18 protein-coding genes are annotated in these 22,795 nt (G+C 64.7%); 9 read left to right on the top strand and 9 right to left on the bottom strand.

Annotated features, from left to right (window positions below; genetic code table 11):
- Positions 1 to 8 precede the first annotated feature (8 nt).
- The 4 genes from AC0WR5_RS12565 to AC0WR5_RS12550 all read left to right on the top strand — a co-directional run bounded on the left by AC0WR5_RS12565 (position 9) and on the right by AC0WR5_RS12550 (position 3,864).
- Positions 9 to 671: a PIG-L deacetylase family protein gene (locus AC0WR5_RS12565; RefSeq protein ID WP_475863574.1), complete on the top strand. Its 663-nt coding sequence runs from the start codon at positions 9 to 11 to the stop codon at positions 669 to 671.
- A gap of 2 nt (positions 672 to 673) precedes the next feature.
- Positions 674 to 1,357: a sugar transferase gene (locus AC0WR5_RS12560; protein ID WP_475863572.1), complete on the top strand. Its 684-nt coding sequence runs from the start codon at positions 674 to 676 to the stop codon at positions 1,355 to 1,357.
- Positions 1,347 to 2,411: a UDP-glucose 4-epimerase GalE gene (galE, locus tag AC0WR5_RS12555; protein WP_475863570.1), complete on the top strand. Its 1,065-nt coding sequence runs from the start codon at positions 1,347 to 1,349 to the stop codon at positions 2,409 to 2,411. The genes AC0WR5_RS12560 and galE overlap by 11 nt, the downstream gene beginning before the upstream one ends.
- 64 nt (positions 2,412 to 2,475) lie before the next feature.
- The gene (locus AC0WR5_RS12550; RefSeq protein ID WP_475863568.1) at positions 2,476 to 3,864 is read left to right on the top strand and encodes an FAD-dependent oxidoreductase; all 1,389 of its coding nucleotides are present in this window, start codon (positions 2,476 to 2,478) and stop codon (positions 3,862 to 3,864) included.
- A 15-nt stretch (positions 3,865 to 3,879) separates the two neighbouring features.
- Here AC0WR5_RS12550 and AC0WR5_RS12545 read toward each other — a convergent pair whose 3' ends face one another.
- The 3 genes from AC0WR5_RS12545 to AC0WR5_RS12535 all read right to left on the bottom strand — a co-directional run bounded on the left by AC0WR5_RS12545 (position 3,880) and on the right by AC0WR5_RS12535 (position 6,886).
- Entirely contained in the window at positions 3,880 to 4,974 is a 1,095-nt protein-coding gene (locus tag AC0WR5_RS12545) for a glycosyltransferase (RefSeq protein ID WP_475863567.1), read from the bottom strand.
- 260 nt (positions 4,975 to 5,234) lie between these two features.
- Positions 5,235 to 5,840: a hypothetical protein gene (locus tag AC0WR5_RS12540; RefSeq protein ID WP_475863566.1), complete on the bottom strand. Its 606-nt coding sequence runs from the start codon at positions 5,838 to 5,840 to the stop codon at positions 5,235 to 5,237.
- A 494-nt stretch (positions 5,841 to 6,334) separates the two neighbouring features.
- Positions 6,335 to 6,886, bottom strand: coding sequence for an LOG family protein (locus AC0WR5_RS12535; RefSeq protein WP_475863565.1), 552 nt, complete (start codon positions 6,884 to 6,886; stop codon positions 6,335 to 6,337).
- A gap of 106 nt (positions 6,887 to 6,992) precedes the next feature.
- On the opposite strand from AC0WR5_RS12535, the gene AC0WR5_RS12530 reads away from it, so the two are divergent.
- A complete protein-coding gene (locus tag AC0WR5_RS12530; protein ID WP_475863563.1) occupies positions 6,993 to 8,309 on the top strand; it encodes a LysM peptidoglycan-binding domain-containing protein in 1,317 nt (438 codons plus the stop codon).
- Position 8,310: 1 nt separating this feature from the next.
- On the opposite strand, the gene AC0WR5_RS12525 is transcribed toward AC0WR5_RS12530, so the two are convergent.
- Complete coding sequence (locus AC0WR5_RS12525; protein WP_475863561.1) at positions 8,311 to 8,646, bottom strand: ArsR/SmtB family transcription factor; 336 nt, start codon at positions 8,644 to 8,646, stop codon at positions 8,311 to 8,313.
- Between the two features lie 73 nt (positions 8,647 to 8,719).
- Here AC0WR5_RS12525 and AC0WR5_RS12520 point away from each other — a divergent pair, with 73 nt between their 5' ends.
- Positions 8,720 to 10,546, top strand: coding sequence for an ABCB family ABC transporter ATP-binding protein/permease (locus AC0WR5_RS12520; RefSeq protein WP_475863560.1), 1,827 nt, complete (start codon positions 8,720 to 8,722; stop codon positions 10,544 to 10,546).
- Between the two features lie 7 nt (positions 10,547 to 10,553).
- On the opposite strand, the gene AC0WR5_RS12515 is transcribed toward AC0WR5_RS12520, so the two are convergent.
- The 3 genes from AC0WR5_RS12515 to AC0WR5_RS12505 form a co-directional block, all read right to left on the bottom strand.
- Positions 10,554 to 11,672: an alpha/beta hydrolase gene (locus AC0WR5_RS12515; protein ID WP_475863559.1), complete on the bottom strand. Its 1,119-nt coding sequence runs from the start codon at positions 11,670 to 11,672 to the stop codon at positions 10,554 to 10,556.
- Positions 11,673 to 11,816: 144 nt separating this feature from the next.
- Positions 11,817 to 15,356 (bottom strand): efflux RND transporter permease subunit, encoded by a 3,540-nt coding sequence (locus tag AC0WR5_RS12510; protein WP_475863558.1) that lies wholly within the window; start codon positions 15,354 to 15,356, stop codon positions 11,817 to 11,819.
- On the bottom strand, positions 15,353 to 16,651 hold the full coding sequence (locus tag AC0WR5_RS12505) for an efflux RND transporter periplasmic adaptor subunit (protein WP_475863557.1): 1,299 nt from the start codon (positions 16,649 to 16,651) through the stop codon (positions 15,353 to 15,355). The genes AC0WR5_RS12510 and AC0WR5_RS12505 overlap by 4 nt, the downstream gene beginning before the upstream one ends.
- 237 nt (positions 16,652 to 16,888) lie before the next feature.
- Here AC0WR5_RS12505 and AC0WR5_RS12500 point away from each other — a divergent pair, with 237 nt between their 5' ends.
- From AC0WR5_RS12500 to der, 3 genes are all read left to right on the top strand, one after another.
- Positions 16,889 to 17,548: a hypothetical protein gene (locus AC0WR5_RS12500; protein ID WP_475863555.1), complete on the top strand. Its 660-nt coding sequence runs from the start codon at positions 16,889 to 16,891 to the stop codon at positions 17,546 to 17,548.
- Between the two features lie 99 nt (positions 17,549 to 17,647).
- A complete protein-coding gene (locus AC0WR5_RS12495; RefSeq protein WP_475863554.1) occupies positions 17,648 to 19,054 on the top strand; it encodes a PQQ-binding-like beta-propeller repeat protein in 1,407 nt (468 codons plus the stop codon).
- Between the two features lie 138 nt (positions 19,055 to 19,192).
- Positions 19,193 to 20,734 (top strand): ribosome biogenesis GTPase Der, encoded by a 1,542-nt coding sequence (der, locus tag AC0WR5_RS12490; RefSeq protein ID WP_475863553.1) that lies wholly within the window; start codon positions 19,193 to 19,195, stop codon positions 20,732 to 20,734.
- Positions 20,735 to 20,782: 48 nt separating this feature from the next.
- Here der and AC0WR5_RS12485 read toward each other — a convergent pair whose 3' ends face one another.
- Positions 20,783 to 21,505, bottom strand: coding sequence for a TspO/MBR family protein (locus AC0WR5_RS12485; protein ID WP_475863551.1), 723 nt, complete (start codon positions 21,503 to 21,505; stop codon positions 20,783 to 20,785).
- Positions 21,506 to 21,737: 232 nt separating this feature from the next.
- Positions 21,738 to 22,673, bottom strand: coding sequence for a zinc-binding dehydrogenase (locus AC0WR5_RS12480; protein WP_475863549.1), 936 nt, complete (start codon positions 22,671 to 22,673; stop codon positions 21,738 to 21,740).
- Between the last annotated feature and the right edge of the window lie 122 nt (positions 22,674 to 22,795).

The following is a 22,795-nucleotide window of genomic DNA, read 5'->3' as shown; positions in this document are numbered from 1 at the left end:
GCCGCGCCATGTCCCAGATTTTCACGATCCCGAAGAATTTTCGCATCACCGCCATCGTTGCGCATCCGGACGACGAGACCCTCGGCCCCGGAGGAGCCCTGGCCCGGTTTGCCCGTGAAGGGGCGATCTGCCGCGCCGTCTTGGCCTTCCACCGCACCGACCCGAGGCTGGGCAACGGGTGGCCGGAACTCGTCGGGGCGTTCCAGGATGCGTGCGACGACCTGGGCTGCGAAGCCGTCGTCAGGGCGGACCTGCCCGAAAGCCATGAGGGCCTGGACATTCAGGCCCTGCACGACGCTCTCGTCGAAGATGTCGCCACCGCCGACCTTGTGCTGACACATTGGGCTGGCGACACCCACCAGGCGCATCGTGCCCTTTCCCATGCCGTCGAAATCGCCACGCGACCGTTTCGGCGGCACCGACACCTGTGGTTCTTCGAGACGCCGACCTCAAGCGATCAGGGGATCGGTCCTGCCTTTTCGTCGAACCTCTGCGTCCGGCTCTCCAGGGAGGATGTGGATGCGCAGGCAAGCGCCTTCGCACGCTACCCCGCCTCCGAGACGGCGACGGGCCGGTCACCGGCGGACATAGAGGCCCATGCGCGCTATCGCGGCCGTCAGAACGGGCTGGAATTCGCAGCCGTGTTCAGCTCGGCAAGGATGTTTCTCTAGCCATGTGGTCGCCCCGCATCCCCTATCCCAAGCAGATGCTCGACCTCTTGCTCGCGCTGGTGCTTGTCGTACCCTGCCTGGTGGTGGCCCTGTGCCTGGCTGGTCTTGTCTGGCTGCAGGATCCCGGCCCGGCCTTCTTCGTCCAGCGCCGTCTGGGGCGCGGCGGCGCCAGTTTTCCGATGATCAAGCTGCGCACCATGAGCGTGCATGGCGATGCGATACTGGAGCGTCATTTCCTGTCCAGGCCAGAGGTCCGGGCCCGCTATGAGCAGACCGGAGCCCTCGCGGACGACCCGCGCATCGTGTCCCCGATCGCGGCCCTGGCCCGAAAGTACTATCTGGACGAACTGCCACAGGTTCTGAACGTCCTGCGTGGCGACATGAGCTTCGTGGGGCCGCGCCCGCTCGAGAGATGGTTGGCCGCCGGCCTCATGACCAGCGCGGAGCTGCGTCAGCGCTGTCGCGTGCGCCCCGGAATCACCGGCCTTGCCCAGGTAAAGCGGCACGCCAAATCCGATATCGGCCGGCGCATGATCAATCTTGATCTGCATTACGCGCAGCACTGCAGCCCCTCCCTGGACGGCTGGATCATGATGAAGACGATCCATGCAGTCCTGTCCGGAGGGGGCATCGAAACAGGCCGGTCGGCCGGCAAGGCCTCCGTGGAGAACGCCAATGGAAGCTGAGCCGCGCCGGGTACTCGTGACGGGAGGGTTGGGCTATATCGGCAGCCATGTCTGTGCGCGCTTCCTGCAGGAGGGGGCAGAGGTCATGGCTCTCGACAATCTCAGTGCCAGCAACAGCAGCCTTTGCCCGGTCATCCAGGCGGCCGGCAACTCCGATCTGTGGTTTCGCCAGGCAGATCTCAACGACGCCGCGCATGTGGCGGACATCATCAAGGCCTTCGATCCGGATCTGGTGATCCATTGTGCCGCAGAGAAATCCATCGCGCGATCCCGTGCCGATCCCTTGGAGACCTATCGTCAGAACCTGTCCGGCCTGATCAACCTCCTGCTGGCCATGCAGCCCCTGCGCCGCAAGCATCTCGTCTTTCTCTCCTCGGCGGCCGTCTACGCCCCCACTGCCGAAGGCGTGGTACCCGAAGATGCACCCATGTGCCCGATCTCGGCCTATGGCCGCAGCAAGCTGATGGGAGAGAGCATCATAAGCGACTGGGCGGCTGCGACCCTGCACGCAAGCGCCATCGCATTGAGGCTTTTCAATGTGGCCGGCATGGCGCCGGACCTCTGGCCGGGGCTTGCCTGCTGGACGGAGCGCGGTGATCTGACGTCCAGGATCGTCGAGCGTCTCGGAACGCCGGGCAGCAGGTTGCCGATCTACGGCACCAGGCACCCGACGCGGGACGGCAGCGCCGAGCGCGACTTTGTCCATGTCAATGATGTCACTGCCGGCATACATGCCGCGACCGCCTGCTTCCGGAATGGCGGCGGCTTCCGCGCGCTCAACATCGCCAGCGGTCAGGCCCATTCGGTCAAGGAGGTCGTCAGGACCTTCGAGCTCGTGTCAGGCCACTCCCTGCCTCTCGAAGGCAAGCCGCCCCGAGCAGGGGAGGTCAGCCGCATAACCGGATCCACGGCGCTTTCGTGCCAGACACTCGAATGGCGCCCGAGGCACACGCTCGCTCATATCTGCTCTTCGGCCTGGCAGGCCGCCTGTCACCTGCGGGACAATGCGCCCGTGCCCCGGGCGGATGGTCGGGGCCTGGCCGCCAGCACGTGAGGGCCTCTGCCGCGATCCCTGCCTGCCGGTCAAATGTCACGCTTCATGACAAGGAAACGAAGACATGGATGAAGACATGGATATCGTGCCCGCTTCGGAAACGGTGCCAACGTCCCCCGGTGACCACCGGCCCGTGCTTGTCCTGGGCGGGGGGCCTGCCGGCCTGGCTGCGACGGAGGCCCTCATCTCGGCCGGAAACGCCGTCATCCTGTTGGAGCGCGCTCCCGAGCTTGGCGGGATGTGCCGGTCGATCCGCGTCGGGGATCAATGTGCCGATCTGGGCAACCACGTTCTGAGCACCCGAGAGGCATGCGTTCGGACGCTTGTCGAACGTCTCTATCCCGACACGCCAAGACAGTTTCCACATTCGTCCGGCATGCTCTTCAAGGGAAGGCTGGTGCCCTATCCGATCCCGCCGAAAGAGGCGGTCCAGGCCTTCGGCGTCGGTTTCCTGCTCCGGGTTCTCGCGTCGCTGGTGACATCCCGCCTCTCCCGTTCCGGTCCCTTCACCACCTACGAGGACCTGCTTCGAAATCGCTACGGGTCCGCGCTCTACGAGGGCTTCTTTGCTCCCTATCTGACGAAGGCCTGGGGCACCTCGCCGGCCGGCCTGCGCCCTGAAACCCAATCCGGGCGCTCGGAGACGATCTGGCGCAGCCTTGCCTCGATCCTGTCTTCCCGACATGCGGCGCCCACCATGTTCTTCGACCTGCCGAACGGCAACGGCGATCTCTACACCCGCTGGGCAGAGGATCTGCGGCGGCGCGGAGCAGACATCCGCCTGAACACCTCCGTCGGTCCCATCGGTCACGACGGCCGCAGGATCACCACGGTAGAGGCCAGGGGGCAAGGTGGCGACACGGTGCAGATCACCCCCTCCGCCATCATATCGACCATCCCGCTCCAGGCCCTCATGGCGGCAATCACGCCGCCCCTGCCGGTGTCTCTCCCGGATGCCGATATGCCGCAGTTTCGCGATATCGTTCTCGTCTACCAGCAGTTCCGGCAGACGCAGCCTCTCTCCTACCGAACGATCTACATCGCGGACCCGTCCATATCCGCCATTCGCATGACCGAATATTCCAACCTCTACGGCAACATGGCACAGCCCGGCGACCCATGCCTGCGCTCCGCGGAATACTGGGTTCCCGAAGGCGCGGCACAGACCGAGGCCCCAGACGAGGAGTGGCTCGCCACATTCCGCCAGGACATGACCAGAATGCCCTTTCCGGTGGGCAAGCCAGCGGGGGCGCACCGGGTGATCCGCCTCCGCAAGGCCGCACCTGTTCCGAAGCTCGGGAGCAGTGACCCGATCGAGCGCCTTCGCCAGGATGTCTCGGGCTTTTCCAATCTGCATCTCGTCGGGCGTGCCGGGCGCATCAGCTATCTCGATCAGGACAAGGTCATTGCCGATTGCCTGGCAAGGGTCGGCGGCCTCGCACTCCGCCGCTGATCCGCGACGGCACCGTCAGCGCGTCATTTCCTCGGTCACCACCCTCGAGAAGGCCTCCTGGAAACGCGCGGATGAAAACCGCTCCGCATTCCGTCGCGCCGCCTCGGCAGACCAGTCGCCCGCGGTCTCGAACCGCTCGATGGCGTCGACAAGAGCGGCCGGTGTTTCGGCGTCGAAGAAGATGCCCGTTTCTCCCTCGATGACACTGTCCAGCGCCCCTCCCTTGCGAAGCGCCACGACCGGCGTACCGCAAGCCTGCGCCTCGAGCGGTGCGATGCCAAAGTCCTCCTCGGCGCAAAAGACGAAGGCGCGCGCAGTCTGGAGCAGGGACACGACGACAGCATCCTCCTGAAAGCCCAGAAATCTCACATTGTCGGGGGCATTGCGCATCAACTCGGGCAGCAGGTGCCCCTTTCCGACAATCGTCAATTGCCGGTCGGGCATCATTCTGAATGCCTCCACGGAAATTTCGATATTCTTGTGCGGAACGATCCTGGAAACCGTCACGTATCCATCCCTCGGGGCGTCGGAAATGGAAAAGCGGTCCAGGTCGACACTGGGGTGAACGACGACGGAAGGCCTTCGGTAAAACTTTTCAATTCGCCTCGATACGAATTTGCTGTTGGCGATGAATTGATCCACGGAGGCAGAATTGCAGAAGTCCCACAGGCGCAGATGATCCAGCATCAGGGACGTGAGAACCCTTCGAATACCTCTGGCCTTCCGAGAGTCGAGGTACATGATCTTGTGATCCCACGCATATCTCATCGGATTGTGGCAATAACAGATATGTCTCTGATCCGGTCCGGTCATGACGCCCTTCGCCACCGAATGGCTGCTGGATATGATCAGGTCGAATTCCCGCAGGTCCAGCAATTGTATTGCCACGGGCATCAGGGGAAGGAGAAAGCGAAACCGTCTTCTGAAAACAAGTTTCTGGAGAAAGGTGACGCGGACCTCCCTGCCTTTCAGGAACCCTCTCTTGGAGTCTGGCAGAACGTCCACAACACAGTACAATGCGGCGTCCGGGTACATGTCAAGGATCTGCTCCAGGACCCGATCTGCACCGTTGGTTTCATCCAGCCAATCATGAATCACGGCTACTTTCATGGGGCCTCGCAAAGTCGCATTCAAGGTTCAGGGAATTGAAGAAAATAAATTCACGCAACCCGGAGAGGGAATGTGCCCAAGTCCGGACGGGTTTTCCTTTCACCGCTGCATCGGTGACCGGCGGCATCCCGTCATGATGTCGGTAGCACGAGGGATTGCATGAACTCTACCGGATTCCCTCGAGGCGATAGCGCGGAGCGGCATCGGGGCGACGGCCTGGAGAGTGTTGCCAATCAGATCGGCTGTCCCGTGCACAAGGCTCATTGGCCGCTGGCTTTTACTTCCGTCACTTCGCCTCTTTCCCCGATCAGGCACAGTTCAATGCCGGCGCGACCACAGCGATCTGCCATGCGCCGTGCAAGGGCAAGGCTTTGGGGCGTCATAGGAACGACTGCCGCCTGCCTGCCCGAGGCCTCTGATGCCATCAGGAGGCCGACGGCTTCGCACAGCCCGCGGCGGATGCGCGAGACTTGTCCTGCATGCCGGGTGTTGATGATCCCCCCCTTGCATTCCGCCGAGAGTGTCTGGTTGCCGATCCGGGCGACCACGTCACCTTTGCCTGAAATGGGCTGCACCGTGATCTGCCATCCGCAGCCGTGCCGGTAGTCACCGCCATAGCTGGTCGTGCCGAGGGTGCTCACCTTTTCGAATCCCTGCCGCGCAAGCCAGCCTTTGAAATCGAAGCGCTTGCCGTGCTCGCCGTCCGGGTGGACATGGACGTGCCGGGCATCCGTCGTTCGAAGCAAGTGCATCGCGTAGGCAACCATGACGGCGCCTTCGTGCATCTTGTGCTCGAGGCCATCCCGAACCTTGTCGGCCCGACTTGCCGGGGCCGCCACGCGCTCGATCAGATCGTCAAGGTCCAACCTGTCGCCTTGCAGAGGGTGGTCAGGCAGAAGAGGCCCGTGAAAGCGGGACCTCCGCAATCGGTGCCCCGTCCAGTCAACGACATGTCCGTGGTCCCTGTCCAGTCCTGCGCGCGGCCAGGGGCGCAGGTCAGACGTGCTGCAACCGATCGTTCGGCGGTCCGGCGCCATGGGGGCCGGGATCGGCCATCCGCCGGGCCAGTCGCGAACCTCGGCGTTCCGGGGGCTGCCGTGCCTCCGCATTCCTGCACATCGGTGCGTCAATCGTCAGGCCGCCGTCGCACCGACGTGATACCGACGCAATACCGACGTAATACCGACGTTGGGATCGCGCCTTATCAAGCACTTGCAAAAATGCACAACGAGAGGGGAGGAGGGGTCTGGGGGCGGTCCGACCCGTGCAAATTTCCCTGCCTCATGCCCGGCGAGAGGCATGAAAAAAGGCGCCGCGGCATTGGCCGGGCGCCTTCATCTGTCTGGAATGACTGGAGAAATCAGGTCAGCTTGTCGTCCAGCTGTGCCATGGCCTCATCGGCCGTGTTCGCCAGGGTGATGAAGCTCAGCAGGCTCGCATCGGCAAAGCCCTCGGCCACGAACTGCTCCATCATCGCCATCATCGGCGCCCAGTACCCTTCGGTATTCAACAAAACAATCGGCTTCTCGTGCAACCGCAGCTGCCGCCATGTCAGCACCTCGAAGAACTCGTCCAGCGTGCCCGCGCCCCCCGGCAGCACAACGATAGCGTCCGAGTTCATGAACATCACCTTCTTGCGCTCATGCATGGTTTGCGTGACCACGAAACGGGTCAGGTCGCGCTTGCCGACCTCTGCATCCATCAGGTGGGTCGGGATCACCCCGAAAGTCTCGCCGCCGCCGGCCTGCGCCGCCCGCGCGACTTCGCCCATCAGTCCGACATCGCCCGCGCCATAGACCAGGCGCCAGCCCCGGCTGGCCAGCAGGTCGCCGAAGCGTTTCGCCTGCTCGGCATAGGCCGGTCGCGCCCCGGGACGTGAGCCGCAATAGACACAGATTGACAAATTTGTCATATTTCTCGACTCCGATCAGGACAGCTCTTCAGAGCCTTGTTAACGCTGTTACCATACCGCCTCAACTGCCGGAGGGGGCAGCAGAAGCGTCGTGAAGGGGATGGGCGTGTCACAGGGGGAAAATTCGACCTGGCCAGCAACCGCCGTCGTGGCGGGTGCCTTCGTCGTGGGGATCGCCGCGATCCAGTTCGGCTGGATAGGTCCTCAGCCACCTGCGGCGCCGGAGCAGGCCACACCTGTCGTGTCGGCCCCGGGCACCGAGACCGAGGCCTCTGATGTCGGTGGCGCTACCGACGAGGTGCCCAAAACCTCTGCCACGAGTGAAATTGCTCCTTCCGAAACGGCCTCTGCGCCCGATCAGCCCTCTGCCGCACCTGCGCCGCAGGATGACCCCGTGCAGCCTGACAATGGGCCCAGTTTCGACGTCGTGCGTGTCGAGCCGGACGGCAGCGCCGTCGTGGCGGGGCAGGCCGAGCCGAACAACCAGGTCGCCATCCTGCTGGATGGTGAAGAGCTCGCCACGTCGCCTGTCGGTGAGGACGGGCGGTTCGTGACCTTCCTCGACCTGGGCAGCAGCACGGATGCGCGTGTCATGTCGCTCCGCAGTTCCGGTGCAGAGGGAGAGGAGAGCTCTTCCCAGCAGGTGATCGTGACGCCATCCCAGACCCCGCAGACTTTCGCCGCGAACGATGAAGAAGAGGTTGCCGCGGCGACCGGAGCTTCAGCCACGGAGAGCGAGGTGTCGGCCGGACCGGTCGATTCCGCATCGGATGCGATGGGGCAGGGCATGACCGACAGCGCCGATACCGTCGCGGCGGGAGAGGTGCAGCCCGGAGATACGGCGACGGCGCCCGGGAATGCCGCCGGCGAGGAAGGCGGCCCGACTGTGCTGCTGGCAGACGAAGAGGGCGTGCGCGTCCTGCAAAAGCCCGGTGCCTCGAGTGATCCCGAACAGGTCGAACTCGAGACAATCTCCTATGACGAGGCCGGCGACGTTGTTCTGGCCGGCAAGGGACTGCCTGGTGCCACAGCCCGGATCTACCTGAACGATGCACCGATAGGCACGTCGAGCATCGGTGAGGACGGCGCCTGGCGCAGCACGCTGCCGGGGGTCGATACCGGTGTCTATCGCCTGAGGGTCGATCTGACCTCTGCGGACGGCAGCGTCATAAGCCGCATGGAAACCCCCTTCGAGCGGGTCGCCCCGCCGGACATGGAACGCGACAGCCTTGGCGGGCGTGTGACGCAGGTGACTGTGCAGCCGGGCAATACCCTCTGGGCCATTGCCCGCGACAATTACGGCGACGGCATCATGTACGTGCTTGTCTTTGCCGCAAACAAGGGACTGATCCGCGATCCGGACCTGATCTATCCCGGGCAGGTCTTTACCGTGCCCGTGGCCCCGGACGCCGCGCAGGAATAGCTCAGGCCAGGTCCTGCTGACGGCGCAGCTGGCAACACGACTGCACCTGCGGATCATCGGCGCAGCAATCGCTCAGCAGGTAGCCGATCACGCCGCCCATGGCGGGGCGCTCCAGGCGATAGAAGACCTGCCGTCCCTTGCGCAGGGCGCTGACCAGCCCGGCCTGTTCCAGCGTGTTGAGATGGAAGGACAGGCGCGAGGCCGAGGCCTGCACCGCATCCGCAATCTCGCCTGCTGGTACACCCTCGGGGCCGCGTCGCACCAGGATGCGCACGATTTCAAGCCGGGTTTCGTTGGCCAGCGCCGCCAGTGCGTCCAGGACCTGCTTTCGCTCCATTGTTCAATTACTCATGAATCGTTGAAGTATTTCGACGATAGGCTATATGTCGCCCCCGGACAAGGAGCAGAACATGAGTCGTCGACACAGGGCCGTGACCACCACCGAGGTACCGGAAAACGGCATGCGCATCATTGCCCGGGTGCTGCCCTACCTCTGGCCGCCGGGCCTCGGCTGGGTCAAGCGCAGGGTCGTCTTCTCGCTGATCGTGCTGTTCCTGGCCAAGCTCATCGCCGTCTACACGCCCTTCCTCTACAAGGCCGCAGTCGATTCCCTGTCTCACGATCCCGGCCCGGACGAAGCCGGCCTGCTGGCGATGGGGGCGGTGGGGCTGACGGTGGCCTATGGCGGTGCGCGGCTGATGGGCGTCGGCTTTCAGCAGCTGCGCGATGTGCTCTTTGCGCGGGTTGGCCAGCGGGCGCTGCGGGCGCTAGCACTGGAGACCTTTACCCATGTGCACCAGCTGTCGATGCGCTATCACCTGACCCGCAAGACCGGCGGCCTGTCGCGGATCATCGAGCGCGGGGTGAAGGGGGTGGAGTTCCTGCTCCGCTTCCTGATCTTTTCGATCGGGCCGCTGGTCATCGAGCTCTTGATGATCGCCATCGTCCTGGCCAAGGTTTTCGGCCTGTCCTACGTGGTGGTCGTCGCGGTGGTGGTGGCGCTTTATACCGCCTTCACCTTCAAGGTGACGGAATGGCGGGTAAAGCTGCGCAAGCAGATGAACGACCAGGATACCGACGCCAACCAGAAGGCCGTCGACAGCCTGTTGAACTTCGAGACGGTCAAGTATTTCGGCACCGAGGCCCGCGAGGCCGAACGCTATGACGGCGCCATGGCGCAATACGAGAGCGCCGCGGTCAAGACCCAGTATTCTCTGGCGTTCCTGAACTTTGGCCAGAGCATCGTGATCACGGCGGGCCTGGTGATCGTGATGGTCATGGCGGCCATCGGCGTACAGAACGGCACGCTGACGGTGGGGGATTTCGTGCTGGTCAACAGCTACATGATCCAGATCACCTTGCCGCTGAACATGCTGGGCACCGTCTATCGTGAGATCCGGCAATCGCTGGTGGACATGGGCGCCATGTTCCAGCTGCTGGACCAGCCGCCGGAGGTGACGGATGCCGAGGCCGCCCCGGCGCTCAAGGTGACGGGCGGAGAGATCGTCCTGGACGACGTGCGCTTTGCCTATGATCCCGACCGCGAGATTCTGAAGGGTGTCTCGATCCGGGTGCCGGCAGGGCAGAAGGTGGCGCTGGTGGGGTCCTCCGGGTCCGGCAAGTCGACGATAGGGCGGCTGCTGTTCCGGTTCTACGATGTCAGCGGCGGAGCAATCCGCATCGACGGGCAGGACCTGCGCGCGGTTACCCAGGAGAGCCTGCATCGCGCCATCGGCGTGGTGCCGCAGGACACAGTGCTGTTCAACGATACGGTGGGCTACAACATCGGCTATGGGGCCGAGAACCCGACGCGGGAGCAGATCGAGGCGGCGGCCCGGGCCGCACAGATCCACGATTTCATCATGTCTCTGCCGGATGGTTATGACACTGCGGTGGGCGAACGCGGGTTGAAGCTCTCTGGCGGGGAAAAACAGCGGGTGGGCATTGCCCGGACACTGCTGAAGGATCCGCCGATCCTGCTTCTGGACGAGGCGACCTCGGCTCTCGATACCGATACCGAGCGCGAGATCCAGTCTGCGCTGCAGATGGTGGGCGAGGGGCGCACGGTGCTGACCATTGCGCACCGGCTTTCGACCATCGCGGATGCCGACCAGATCGTTGTTCTCGAAAAGGGCCTCGTCGTCGAAGAGGGCACTCATGCGGATCTTCTGGCGCGCAATGGCCGTTACGCGGCGCTCTGGGCGCGGCAGTCCGCCGAGGCGGACGAGGCGGCCTGAGCGGCGGCTACTGCGCCGTCAGGCCGGCTGCCACTGGCTGCAGGATATTGCGGTCGAAGGTGTTCAGCACATAGGCGCCGGCGGTGCGCAGGTCTGCATAGCCGCGGGTGTTCTCCGAGAGGGTGGCGTAATAGCTCGCAAGCTGCACGAAGCGCCTGTGGTTGCTCGGATCCGAGCGCACCGAGCTGATGTCGATGACCTGCACGTTGGCGAGCCGTGCCGCGGTCTCCACACCGGGAGAATCCACATCCATGGCGCCGACGCGGGGGCGGCCGCCGGCGATCCGCGCGGAAAGTTTCAGCGCGCGGTCGTCGGGGGAAACAAGCATCACGAGGCTGTTCTTCATCGGCCCGATCACCCGCAACTGCTGGCCAAAGACGTATAAATCGATATCGGGCGCGGCAAGGACCACCTGCAGGTGGTTCAACACCTTTTGATGCCCCTGCAGCTTCAGGTCCCTCAGGGCCTCGACGGTCAGGAAGCTGCCCATGCTGTGCGCCAAAACGAGCACCTCGGGGGTGTCCTGCGCCAGCTCGGACAGCAGCGCGGTCAGCGCATCGCGGGAGAACAGGGCCGATTGCTGATCCGCCATGTATTCCAGCGGCTTGCCCAGTGACGGCCAGGAGAAGAGCACGGGCACCGAATTCAGGCCGGCCTCGCTGCTGAGACGGGCCAGACGGAACAGGGATTCCGGGAAACTGCGGTTGAAGCCGTGAACATAGACCGAGACATCGGCTTCGCGGCCCGGTTTCCGGGCGGCACGGACCTGTCGCAGGAAATCCCGGTGGCTGAGCGTGCCGCTGCCGATGACATAGAAATCCTCGGCTGGATCGGGGGCACCCTCGGGAAAGGTCATCGATGCCTCGCTGATCACCGCCGGCACCGAAATGTCGTAATAGCCATAATATGTGGTGAAGGAGAGATCGCTGCCGAAGGTCAGATCGTCATTTTCGGTTGGCGCACGGGTGGTGGCGATGAAGATGCGGATCAATTGGCCACCCGGTGCGGCACCCGGGCGCGGGGTCAGCGCATCGGGACCGGGGCGGGAGCTGCAGCCCGTCAGCAGGCAGAGCGCAAGGAAGGTGGTCAGCGCCGGTAGGAGCGACGTGCGCAGGGATATCTTCATTCGGGATCCTTGAAGGTGGTGCCATCTTCCCATCGGTCGTGCCTGCCGATCCCCCGCAGCTTAGGCCGGGTGGCGGCAGGCCGACAACAGGTCATGCCCCCTCCGATGTACGGGCGTCGCGGAAACGGATGGCGCGGCGCTGCCCTATGCCTGGGGCCCTTCGTCAATGGGCCAGATGATTTCGGGCGCGAGGATCTTGCGGGCTTCGCGGCGCAGGGCCCAGTCCTGTGCAGCGCGGCTGCCCCGCCCGAAGGACAGCCGGGCCAGCAGGCGCGACAGCCAGTTGAGATAGGTCGAGAACCAGACCCGCAGCGCCAGCATCGCAGGCGTAAAGACCAGCGTCAGCACGGTGGCGACGCCCAGGCCGAAGACCACCGCGGTGGCCAGTTGCTTCCACCAGAGTGCCGTAGGGCTGTCGATCGAATAGCCGCCACCCCAGAAGTCGAGCGAAAGGCCGAACATCATCGGGGCAAGGCCGGCCATGGTGGTGATCGTGGTCAGCAGCACCGGTCGAATGCGATCTTCGGCGGTGCGCACGATGGCCTCGATCCGGGGCATGTAGCCGGAATATTCCTGATAGGTGTCGATCAGGACGATGTTGTTGTTCACCACGATGCCGGCTAGGGCGACGATGCCGGTACCGGTCATGATGATCGAGAAGGCCTGATCCATAACCAGCATGCCGATCAGTACCCCGGCGGTGGAAAGAACCACGGCGAGCAGCACGAGGATCGAGTTGTAGACGGAATTGAACTGGGCCAGCAGGATGATGAACATCAGTGCGAGCGCCGCGGAGAAGGCCGTCATCAGGAAGGTTTCGCTCTCTGCCTGGTCTTCCTGATCGCCGGTCCATTCATAGCTGACACCCGCCGGCAATACGCCGCTGTCGAGCCATTCCGTCAGTTTAGCGATGCGTTCGTTGGGGGTGACGGGTACCGCTGTGGCCTCGCCGGTGCGAGGATTGGTCTCCCTGGCGGTCAGGCCCGGTTCCACGGCGGCCTTGACGTCGAAGAACCGCTTCTGATCCACGCGCTTGATCTGGGCCAGTTTCTCGACCGGCCGCCGGGTGATGAAGTTCGACAGCGGCACCAGACCCTCGGTGGTGCGAACCTTAAGGCTGTCCAAGGTCGAGAGAACCCGGTCTTCGGTGGGCAGGCGCAGGCGGATGTCGACCTCCTCGTCCGAGCTGTCGATGGGCATGGTATCGAGCAGCAGCCCCTGGGTGATAAGCTGCACCATTGCGCCCACGGTGGCCACGTCGGCGCCGTAACGGCCGGCCTGCTCGACGTCGACGTCGATCTGCCAGTCGATGCCGGGCAGGGGCAGCGTGTCCTCGATCAGGGTGAGGCCGCCGAGGGCCTCGAATTGGGCACGGGCCATTTCCGTGGCCTCGATCAGCTGATCCCAGTCGTCGCCCATCAGGCGCAGGTGCACCGGCTTGGCCGACGCGGGGCCCATGTCGCCGGCCAGGATCTCGATCTTGATGCCGGGGACCTGCTGGGCGGCGGCGGTCAACTCCTCGATGACCCGGTTGCCGTCAAGCTCGGGCTGATCGCGGCGATCCTCCCAGGGGACGATTTCCAGGTTGATCTGGCCGATGGTGTCGAGCGGTGGCTCGGCTCCGCCGGTGTTGGAGTTGAGCCCGCCATCACCGGCAAAGGCGAAGGCGTTCAGCACGCCGGGATGCTGCAGGATGATCTGCTCGACCTCGCGCACGAGGCCATCTTGCTGTTCCAGCGAGAGGTTTCCACGCGCCCGGACATAGACGATGGCCTGTTCCGGCTCGGACTCGACGAAGAACTCGACTCCCTTGTTGTTCTGTCCGTAGAGAGAGAAGACACTGAACACGAAGAAGATAACGGCCACCACGGTGACGACCGGCATGATCGGATTGCCGGTAAGGAACAGGATGAAGCGGCCAAAGAGGGTGCGGCGATGGCCCGCCTGCACGTGAGTTCGACGGAAGGTGACCCGGGTCGCGCCGATGGTGATTGAGGCCGCGAAACAGGCCAGCAGGAAGAGTAGCGCCCCCGGCAGGGTGGAGGAAAGGCCACTGCCCATGGGCTGCCCCATCAGGTAGGCGGGGTTGATCGTCTGCATGGCACCGATGAACATCGCGTAGAGCGAGACCAGCACCATGAGAAAGCGCGCCCACCAGGGAAAACTTCGGCGCAGCCAGTCGGAGGCGCGGCCGAAGCTGCGGCTGATCCGGCCGATGACGCCGCCCATGACGGGCAGGTAGATCAGGGCGACGATCAGCGAGGCCGAGAGCACGAAGATGAGCGTGACCGGCAGCATTCCCATGAATTCGCCCACGACGCCGGGCCAGAAAAGCATGGGCAGGAAGGCACAGAGCGTGGTGGCGGTGGAGCTGACCACGGGCCAGAACATCCGCTTGGCGGCCTCGACATAGGCGTGCATGGGGCCGGAGCCCTCGGAGATGCGCTTGTCGGCGTATTCCACAACGACGATGGCGCCGTCGACCAGCATGCCGACGGCGAGAATCAGGCCGAACATCACGATGTTCGAGATCGTGATGTCCATGATGCCCAGCAGGACGAAGCAGAGCAGGAAGGAGGTCGGGATGGAGAAGCCGACGAGCAGTGCCGGGCGCGGCCCGAGCGCGGCCAGGACAACGATCATCACCAGGGCGATGGCCGTGAGAACGGACCCCTCGAGTTGCGAGACCATCGAGCCGACCACGCGGCTCTGATCGTTCGACGTGCCGACCGTCACGGTGCTCTTCAGCTCGTCGGGCCAACTGGCAGAGGCGGCGGCGACAACCTGTTTCACCTCTTCGGCCGTGTCGATGAGGTTAAACCCTTTTCGTTTAACAACCTGCAGGGCCACCGTACGCTCGCCGTTGAACCGTGCGGTGCCTTCGCGATCCTCGAAGGTCATGCGAATGGTGGCGAGGTCGCCGAGGGTCACCACGCGGTCGCCGTTCAGCTTGACCGGCAGGTCATAGATGTCCTGAACCTCGTCGAAGGAGCCGGGGATCTTGACCGAGAAGGCGCCCTGCGGTCCCTCGACCTCGCCCGCGGCGATCAGCTGGTTGTTGTTCTGGACCACCGTCAGCAGTTCGTTGGCGGTGACGTTGTAGCTCTCCAGCCGGAGGGGATCGATCACGACCTCGACCATCTCGCTGCGGTTGCCGGCGATGCCGGCCTCGAGCACCGCGTCGATGCCCTCGATCTGCTCCTGCAGGTCTTCGGCCACACGGCTCATCGTGCGTTCCGGAACGTCGCCCGTGAGGTTGACGATGATGATCGGGAATTCCGAGAAGTTGATCTCGTTGACGGAATAACTGTCATAACCCTCGGGAAAGTTCGCCTCGGCCTTGGACATGGCGTCGCGGACATCGGCCATGACCTTGGTCTTGTCCCAGCCGAACTCGAATTCCAGCGCCACACCGGCATAGCCCTCGGCGGCGGTGGAGGTCATCGTCTTCAGCCCGTCGAGATCCGAGAACTCGGTCTCCATCGGCTTGATCAGCAGGGTCTCGCTGTCCTCGGCCGAAATGCCCTGGAAGGGGACCGAGACGAAGAGGGCGGGGATCTCGATATCCGGCTCGCCCTCCTTTGGCAGGTTTCCATAGGCATAAGCGCCGGCCAGCAGCGACAGTATGATGAAGGCCATGATCATCCGGGCCCGCGAGGCGGCCCAGTCGATGACCCCGGTCATTGCCCCGTCTCCGCCGTGTCCTCGGGGAAGCTGGCCACCACGGGCACGCCGGCGATCACGTATTCCTGCCCGATGGTGATCACGTCGGCGCTCTCCGGCAGGCCAGTCACGTAGATGCCACCGGGGGTGTCGCGGATGATGTCGACCGGCACGAAATCGGCCCGGCTGTCGGAAGTGACGACGCGCACGCCCAGGGTGCCTTCGTCGTTGAGCGTCAGGGCGGAGGGCGGCAGCAGATGTGCCATGACGCCCGGCGCCGCGATGGCCAGGCTGGCGGTCTGTCCATCGCTGATGTGAAGGTCCGGGTTCGGCAGGGAGACCTCGACCTTGAAGGTGCGGGTGGTGGGATCGGCAGAGCGCGACAGGAAGGTGACGACCCCCTCCACCTCCTCACGGTTGGCCGAGAGCAGGGCGCGGGCCGGCGCCCCGACCGAGACGCGGCTCACTTCGGTTTCGGGAAGGTAGCCGACGATATGGATGGGATCGAGTGCGATCACAGTGGCGCAGAGGCTGCCCGCCTGCAGGAAGGCGCCCAGTTCTGCGGTGTCATCCTCGAGCAGGCCTGCAAACGGCGCGTGGATCCTGAGGCGGTCGATTTCCTTCTTCGCGGTGGCGACCGCGGCCTGGGCCGACTGGATCGCGGCGCGGGAACTGGCAAGACCTGCCTCGGCAGAGGCCAGGGAGGCCTCGGCAGACCGTACGGCCGCGCGGCGCGAGGCCAGCGTGGTATCGGATGCAAAGCCGCCGGCCGAGAGCTTGTCGGCGGCGTTGTAGTTGATCTCGGCCTCTTCCAGAAGCGCCTTGGCCTCTTCCACGCGGGCGGCTGCCGTGGGTGCGTTTGCCTCGGCTTCGGCGAGCGCTGCCTCGGCCTCGGCGAGCGAGGTTTCGCGGGTGCCGGAATCGAGTTCGCAGAGCAGGTCGCCGACGTCTATCAGGGAGCCCTTGCGCAGGGGGGGAGAGGTGACGGTGGAGCTGGTCTCTGCCATCAGGTCGACAGAGCGGGCGGCCTCGGTCTGGCCACGCAGCAGGACCGCGCTGTCGATCATCTGTGCGGCACTGTGCCGGGCCACGACGCGGATCACGTTTTCGGGGGCAGCCTGCCCGGCATCGGGCGCGCCATCGCCGGCGGCGACGGCTTTTCTTGCGGGGGCGGGATCCGCCTCGCCCCGGGCGACGTCGACCGCGGCATCCAGGCCGTCGCCGCGGGCAAAGGTAAGCAGGGCATCGCGCTGGATCAGCACCAGGTAGAGGGCGCCGACGACCAGAATTGCGGAAATAAATGAAAGCAAACGCATCGGAGGACCAAGGGTTTCGCGTAAAGGTTTCAAATGCACTTAGAGATACGTCCTGACATTGCAAGCGTCACGCGATATTTCCCGGGTCTCAATGTGGCCTTTCGGTTGTGCGCGCAGAGCGGAACGGGGCAGGACGTCCGCGGAGGGCTGCCCGTGCGGCGCCGCCATGGCCCTCGTGCCCTTGGCAGTCTTCGAGGGCTGCGGTAAGAGGGGCCGAAAGTGCAAGGGGGTGCGCCGGTGAGCGAGACCGACAGTTTCATTGATGAAGTGAATGAAGAGGTCCGTCGGGACCGTCTGTATTTCTATCTGCGGCGCTACGGCTGGATTGCGATCCTGCTGGTGATCCTGGCGGTCGGGGGCGCGGCCTGGGTGGAATACGACAAGAGCAAGACGACCGCCTCTTCGCAGGATTTCGGCGATGCGGTCCTTTCGGCACTGGATGCGGATGGCCCGGAGGCACGGGTGCAGGCACTGCAGAAGATCACCACGGATCAGCCAGGACAGCAGGCGATCGTGAACCTTCTGGTCGCCGGCGAGGCCGCCTCGATGGAGGATGGCGCCGACCTGGCAAGGCAGAGCCTGGAGAAGGTCGGTGGCGAGGGCCTGTCGACGATCTATTCCGACGTGGCGACCTACAAACAGGCGCTGCTGGCCGATGGCGGGACCTCTCCGGCGAAACGGCGCGAGACGCTGGCCAAGCTCGACGTGCCGGGCAACCCGATGCGTCTGCTGGCCGAGGAACAGATTGCGCTTACCTATATCGCGGAAGGCGACACGGATCAGGCGATTTCCATGCTGCAGCAGATCCTTGCGGACGCGGAGACGACGCAGGACTTGCACCAACGGGCAACACAGTTGATTGTGGCGCTTGGCGGCACGCCGGAAGCGGCAGGCTAAGATCTTGCCGGAGCTGGAAAACACCCGCTCCGGCCGCATGTGACATCAGAAGGCCGGGCGGGCGCGCTTCCGTTGCGGCAGAAGAACGAAGGCAGGGGCATGGCAAAGGCATTGACGACGTTCGGTGACGCCAAGGCGGGCACATCCGGCGCGGGCGCGCGGAAGAAACATCTGCCGGGCCGGCACGCGCGGGCGGTGGCCCTCAGCCTCGTGGCTGGGCTGACGCTGGCGGCCTGTTCGGAGCGCGAGGTGATTCTGCAGGGCGAGCGCCTACCGCCCCGCGCGGTGATGACGGACCAGGTGCCCGGTGACATCCCCGAAGTGCCGGTGAACAAGAGTGCGCCGATCTCGCTGCCCGCCATCACCGGCAATAGCGAATGGACGCAGGCCCCGGGCACTCCCTCTACCCGGGTCGCCAACGCAGCGCTCTCGGCCAATCCGCAGCTGATCTGGAGTGCCGATATCGGCGCCGGTGACAGCCGCAAGGCCTTTATCTCGGCCAGCCCCGTCGTGGCGGGCGGCCGCATCTTCACCCTCGACAGCTCGGCAACCGTGACGGCGACCTCGCCCTCGGGGCAGACGCTGTGGTCGGTCAGCCTGGTGCCGGCGCGCGACAGCGCGGGCGATGCCTCGGGCGGTGGCCTGGCCTATGGCGATGGCAAGCTCTTCGTCACTTCGGCCTTCGGCACGCTTACCGCGCTCGATCCGGCTTCCGGCGGAATCATCTGGCAACAGCGGCTGCTGGCCTCGGCCACCGGCGCGCCGGTTGTATCCGGTGGGCTTGTCTATGCCACCTCGGGCAACGACACGGCCTGGGCGCTCGACACCAAGCAGGGCCTGATCCAGTGGCAGCTCTCTGCCACCCCGACCACGAACACTTATTCCAACGCGCCGGCCCCCGCGGTCAGCAGCCAGTACGTCACCTTCGGTTTCGGCTCGGGCGAAGTGCAGACTGCGTTCCGCAAGGGCGGGCTGCGCGTCTGGGACACGATGGTTTCCGGCCGTCGCGTGGGCTATGCCCGCGCCAACGTAGAGGGCATCACCGGCGCGCCGGTCGTCTCGGGCAGTTCGGTCTTTACCGGCAATGCCTCGGGTCGCACCGTGTCGCTCAACCTCGACAGCGGCGAACGCAACTGGACCGCGGATGAGGGCCCGATGGGCCCGGTCTGGGCCACCGGCGGTTCGGTCTTCCTTGTATCCGACCTGAACCAGCTCGTCCGTCTTGATGCCTCGACCGGCGAACGGATCTGGGGCGTCGACCTGCCGCTCTTCCGCGAGACGCGTCCGAAGAAGATGGAATCGGTTTACGAGCATTATGGCCCGATCCTGGCGGGCAACCGCCTCGTGGTCGCCTCCAGCGACGGTCTGATCCGCTTCTTCTCTGCCACCAACGGCGCGATGACCGGCAGCGTCCAGCTGCCCGATGGCGCGGCCTCGGCACCGGTCGTGGCGGGCGGGACACTCTACGTGGTGAACAAGGACGGCAAGCTGCTGGCCTATCGCTGAGACGGGCGGGCCGGGACGGGGGCGCGGGGGCCGCGCACCTGTTCGGCCGGACCGATTGGAAAACGCTTGTACTGCGGGGGCTTTCCGAGGCGATAGTATTCGTGTATCCGGCCCCTTCGTAATGCTGCGGAGCACCCCATGTCTTTCACCCTGGCCATTGTTGGCCGCCCCAATGTCGGCAAGTCGACGCTGTTCAACCGGCTGGTTGGCAAGAAACTGGCGCTGGTCGATGACCAGCCCGGCGTCACGCGCGACCTGCGCGAAGGCGACGCGCGGCTGGGGGACATCGAGTTCACGGTGATCGACACCGCCGGCCTCGAGGAAGCCACGGATGAGAGCCTTCAGGGACGCATGCGCAAGCTGACGGAACGTGCCGTGGACATGGCCGACGTCTGCCTGTTCATGATCGACGCCCGTGCGGGCGTGACCTCGACCGACGAGGTCTTTGCCGAGATCCTGCGCAAGCGCGCGGCGCGCGTGCTGCTGGGTGCAAACAAGGCCGAGGGCCGTGCCGCCGACGCCGGTGTGCTGGAGGCCTACAATCTAGGCCTGGGCGAGCCGCTGCGCCTGTCCGCCGAACATGGCGAGGGGATGAGCGAGCTCTTCAGTGCTCTCATGCCGATCGCCGCGGAATTCGAGGAAAAGGCCCATCAGGCAGCGGCCCACGCACCGGCGATGGATGTGACCGTGGCCGAGGAAGACGGCACCGAGGCCGAGGATGAAGCGGCCTGGACCCCCACGGCGGACCGTCCGCTTCAGGTGGCGGTCGTCGGGCGTCCGAACGCCGGGAAGTCCACCCTGATCAACAAGATCCTCGGCGAGGACCGGCTGCTGACCGGGCCCGAGGCCGGGATCACACGGGATTCCATCTCGCTCCGTGTCGACTGGGACGGGGTGCCGATGAAGATCTTCGACACCGCCGGCATGCGCAAGAAGGCCAAGGTGCAGGACAAGGTCGAGAAGCTCTCTGTGTCCGATGGCTTGCGCGCGGTCAAGTTTGCCGAGGTCGTGGTGGTCCTGCTCGACGCGGCGATCCCCTTCGAACAACAGGACCTGCGCATTGCCGACCTGGCCGAACGCGAGGGGCGCGCCGTCGTGGTGGCCGTGAACAAGTGGGATATCGAGGACGAGAAGCAGGAGAAGCTGAAGGCCCTGAAAGAGGCCTTTGACCGCCTGCTTCCGCAGCTGCGCGGCGCTCCCCTGATCACCGTCTCTGCCAAGACGGGGCGGGGCCTCGACCGGCTGAACGCGGCCATCATCAAGGCGCACCAGGTCTGGAACCGTCGCGTCTCGACCGGCCAGCTGAACCGCTGGCTGACAGGGATGCTGGAACAGCACCCGCCGCCCGCGCCCGGCGGCCGCCGTATCAAGCTGCGCTACATGACCCAGGCCAAGACACGTCCGCCGGGCTTCGTGGTGATGTGCAGCCATCCCGACAAGATCCCGGACAGCTACTCGCGCTATCTGGTGAACGGACTGCGTGCAGATTTCGACATGCCCGGCACGCCGATCCGGCTGACAATGCGCGGGCAGGGGGACAAGAACCCCTATCAGAACAAGACCAAGTCGACGCCCTCGCGGCTGCGCAAGCACCTTGGCAAGGCGCCGGCCAATGCGTCGAAGACGTCGAAGAAATCCCGGCCTTCCGGTGGCAGGCCACTGGGACGGAAGCCGAAATGAGAAAGGGCGCCCCGTGGGGCGCCCTTTTCCCTTTCGCGTGAACCACGCTCAGCTGATCGCCCGATAGCGGTTGATGCAGCGGACCTCGACCACGACCAGGACAGCCAGCACCACGGCGGTCAGCAGGCTGAACCCTAGGCGGCCGGCCAGGAGATTGTCGATCAGCACGCCGAAGGTCGCCCAGAGCACGCCGGCAACGTAGAAGGGCAGCCCCTCTTCGCGGCGGGCGACGACCAGCGTGATGATGGCGGCGAGCAGCAGGAAACCGGCATGGATGAGCTGGACCGGGGTGGCACCGTACCCGGTGACGGTGACGGCGGTGCCGACGCAGCTGGCGGCGGTCAACCAGCCGGCATAGAGGCCGATGGGGCCCTGGGCCCAGAGACGATCCTCCAGCGGCGCGCGCATCAGCGCCATCAGGGCAGTGACCAGCATCGCCCAGATCAGGACGGTGGCGGCGATGGGCGAGAGATTGGCCACCGGGATCCACGCGGCGCCGATGGCGAGGCTGAGGATCAGAGGGGTACGGTGGGGATCCCAGCTGGGATGGAAGGGCCTTTTGATCAGGCCGAAGAGCCCCGAGATGACCAACCATGCATAGATGATCGTCCAGATGATCGCGAAGGTCCAACCCGTCGGCTGGATCGGCGGGTCGATCTGCGGCACCGGGAACTGGTCGGCGGTAAATCCCGAGAAGCCGGGCGAGACGATGGGCGAGAGCACGAAGGCGATCGCCGCGATCAGGACCAGGGCCGGTTTGAGCCGTGACATGGGAAGCTCCTGCTAAATTTCTGTAAACTATACGCAAAGGGCCCCGGCATGGTTCACCGGGGCCCCTGAATTTCGCATCATTTGTGTCGTGCAGGCAAGCGTGCCTTCACCGGGGAGGGTCAGATTTACGCCGCATCGGAAACGGGCAGGCAGCGAGCCGAGCGCAGAGAGACGGGCCGAACGGGGCAGGGGGATCTGCTTCTTGCGCCTGACCGGATGATGCGGAGCCTGTTCAATAGACGCAGACGAGACGGCCGTTGACGTCGCCCGCATGCAACCGGTCGAGACCCGCCGGAATTTCCTCCCAGGTGATCGTTTCCAGTTTGGGGACGAGTTTGCCCTTTGCAATCCAGTCCAGGACGGTCGCGATGTCGTCCTTGCTGCCACCGTTGCTGCCGCGCAGGTCGACCTTCTTGATGATCATCGGGTAGGTGTTGATCACCGCCTCCAGCTTGCCCATGCCGACGAGCACGACCCGGCCGCCCGGCGCCACGGCCTCGATAGCGCCTGCCGTTGTGGTGCCGAACCCTGCGAAATCGATGATGAGATCAAGCGCGTCTTCCTGCAGTTCGGTCACGTCCTTCACGACCTTCTTCGCGCCGAGGCTGTGGGCGTAGTCCCAGTTTTCCTCCTTGATTTCCGCCACGTAGAGCTCGGCTCCGTTCAGCACGACGAGCTGTGCCGCAAATTGACCAAGGCCGCCAAGGCCGATGACGCCGACCTTTTCGCCGGCTTTCAGGCCACCGCGGGTCAGGGCGCCCTGAGAAGTCATGCCTGCGTCGGTGGCAGAGGCCGCCATTTCGATGGGCATGCCGTCGGGGACCGGCACGAGGGCCTCCTCGGTGGTCACGATCTTTTCGCCAAAGCCGCCGTCGATCACGAAACCCGGGGTTTCCAGCATCGGCCAGATCGCGACCCGGTCACCAACCTTGAAGTCCTGTACGTCGGGTCCGATCTCCTCGATCTCGCCGGCAACCTCGTGGCCCATGGTGACCGGAAGCTGCGGGATGTTGGCGAGCCATTTCTCATCTTCCAGAACGCCGCAGTCCGTATGGCAGAGGCCGGCGGCCAGTACCTTGATCTTGACGTTCCTTCCCGTCACCTCCGGTTCGGGCTTTTCGACTGCGACGAGCGGTTCGTTGGTTCCGGTAAAGCTCCAGGCTTTCATCTGCCTTGTCCTTTCTACGTGTAAATCAATGCATTCAGCCGCCTGGCCGGGGAGCGGCGGACGACTCGCGAAGAAAGGTAGGGATTTATTACGCTCGCGTAATGACACGCATCAAGGTTTTG

It is taken from the genome of Pseudooceanicola sp. DL12, assembly GCF_056270665.1.
Note: the sequence above shows the minus strand (reverse complement) of the source record. Positions and strands in the feature narration are given on the sequence as shown.

Bases quoted from the DNA above. Each gene is read 5' to 3' on its own strand.
- AC0WR5_RS12565 (WP_475863574.1), top strand. From the start codon at position 9: ATGTCCCAGATTTTCACGATCCCGAAGAATTTTCGCATCACCGCCATC.
- AC0WR5_RS12560 (WP_475863572.1), top strand. From the start codon at position 674: ATGTGGTCGCCCCGCATCCCCTATCCCAAGCAGATGCTCGACCTCTTG.
- galE (WP_475863570.1), top strand. From the start codon at position 1,347: ATGGAAGCTGAGCCGCGCCGGGTACTCGTGACGGGAGGGTTGGGCTAT.
- AC0WR5_RS12550 (WP_475863568.1), top strand. From the start codon at position 2,476: ATGGATGAAGACATGGATATCGTGCCCGCTTCGGAAACGGTGCCAACG.
- AC0WR5_RS12545 (WP_475863567.1), bottom strand. From the start codon at position 4,974: ATGAAAGTAGCCGTGATTCATGATTGGCTGGATGAAACCAACGGTGCA.
- AC0WR5_RS12535 (WP_475863565.1), bottom strand. From the start codon at position 6,886: ATGACAAATTTGTCAATCTGTGTCTATTGCGGCTCACGTCCCGGGGCG.
- AC0WR5_RS12525 (WP_475863561.1), bottom strand. From the start codon at position 8,646: ATGGAGCGAAAGCAGGTCCTGGACGCACTGGCGGCGCTGGCCAACGAA.
- AC0WR5_RS12520 (WP_475863560.1), top strand. From the start codon at position 8,720: ATGAGTCGTCGACACAGGGCCGTGACCACCACCGAGGTACCGGAAAAC.
- AC0WR5_RS12515 (WP_475863559.1), bottom strand. From the start codon at position 11,672: ATGAAGATATCCCTGCGCACGTCGCTCCTACCGGCGCTGACCACCTTC.
- AC0WR5_RS12510 (WP_475863558.1), bottom strand. From the start codon at position 15,356: ATGACCGGGGTCATCGACTGGGCCGCCTCGCGGGCCCGGATGATCATG.
- AC0WR5_RS12505 (WP_475863557.1), bottom strand. From the start codon at position 16,651: ATGCGTTTGCTTTCATTTATTTCCGCAATTCTGGTCGTCGGCGCCCTC.
- AC0WR5_RS12495 (WP_475863554.1), top strand. From the start codon at position 17,648: ATGGCAAAGGCATTGACGACGTTCGGTGACGCCAAGGCGGGCACATCC.
- der (WP_475863553.1), top strand. From the start codon at position 19,193: ATGTCTTTCACCCTGGCCATTGTTGGCCGCCCCAATGTCGGCAAGTCG.
- AC0WR5_RS12485 (WP_475863551.1), bottom strand. From the start codon at position 21,505: ATGTCACGGCTCAAACCGGCCCTGGTCCTGATCGCGGCGATCGCCTTC.
- AC0WR5_RS12480 (WP_475863549.1), bottom strand. From the start codon at position 22,673: ATGAAAGCCTGGAGCTTTACCGGAACCAACGAACCGCTCGTCGCAGTC.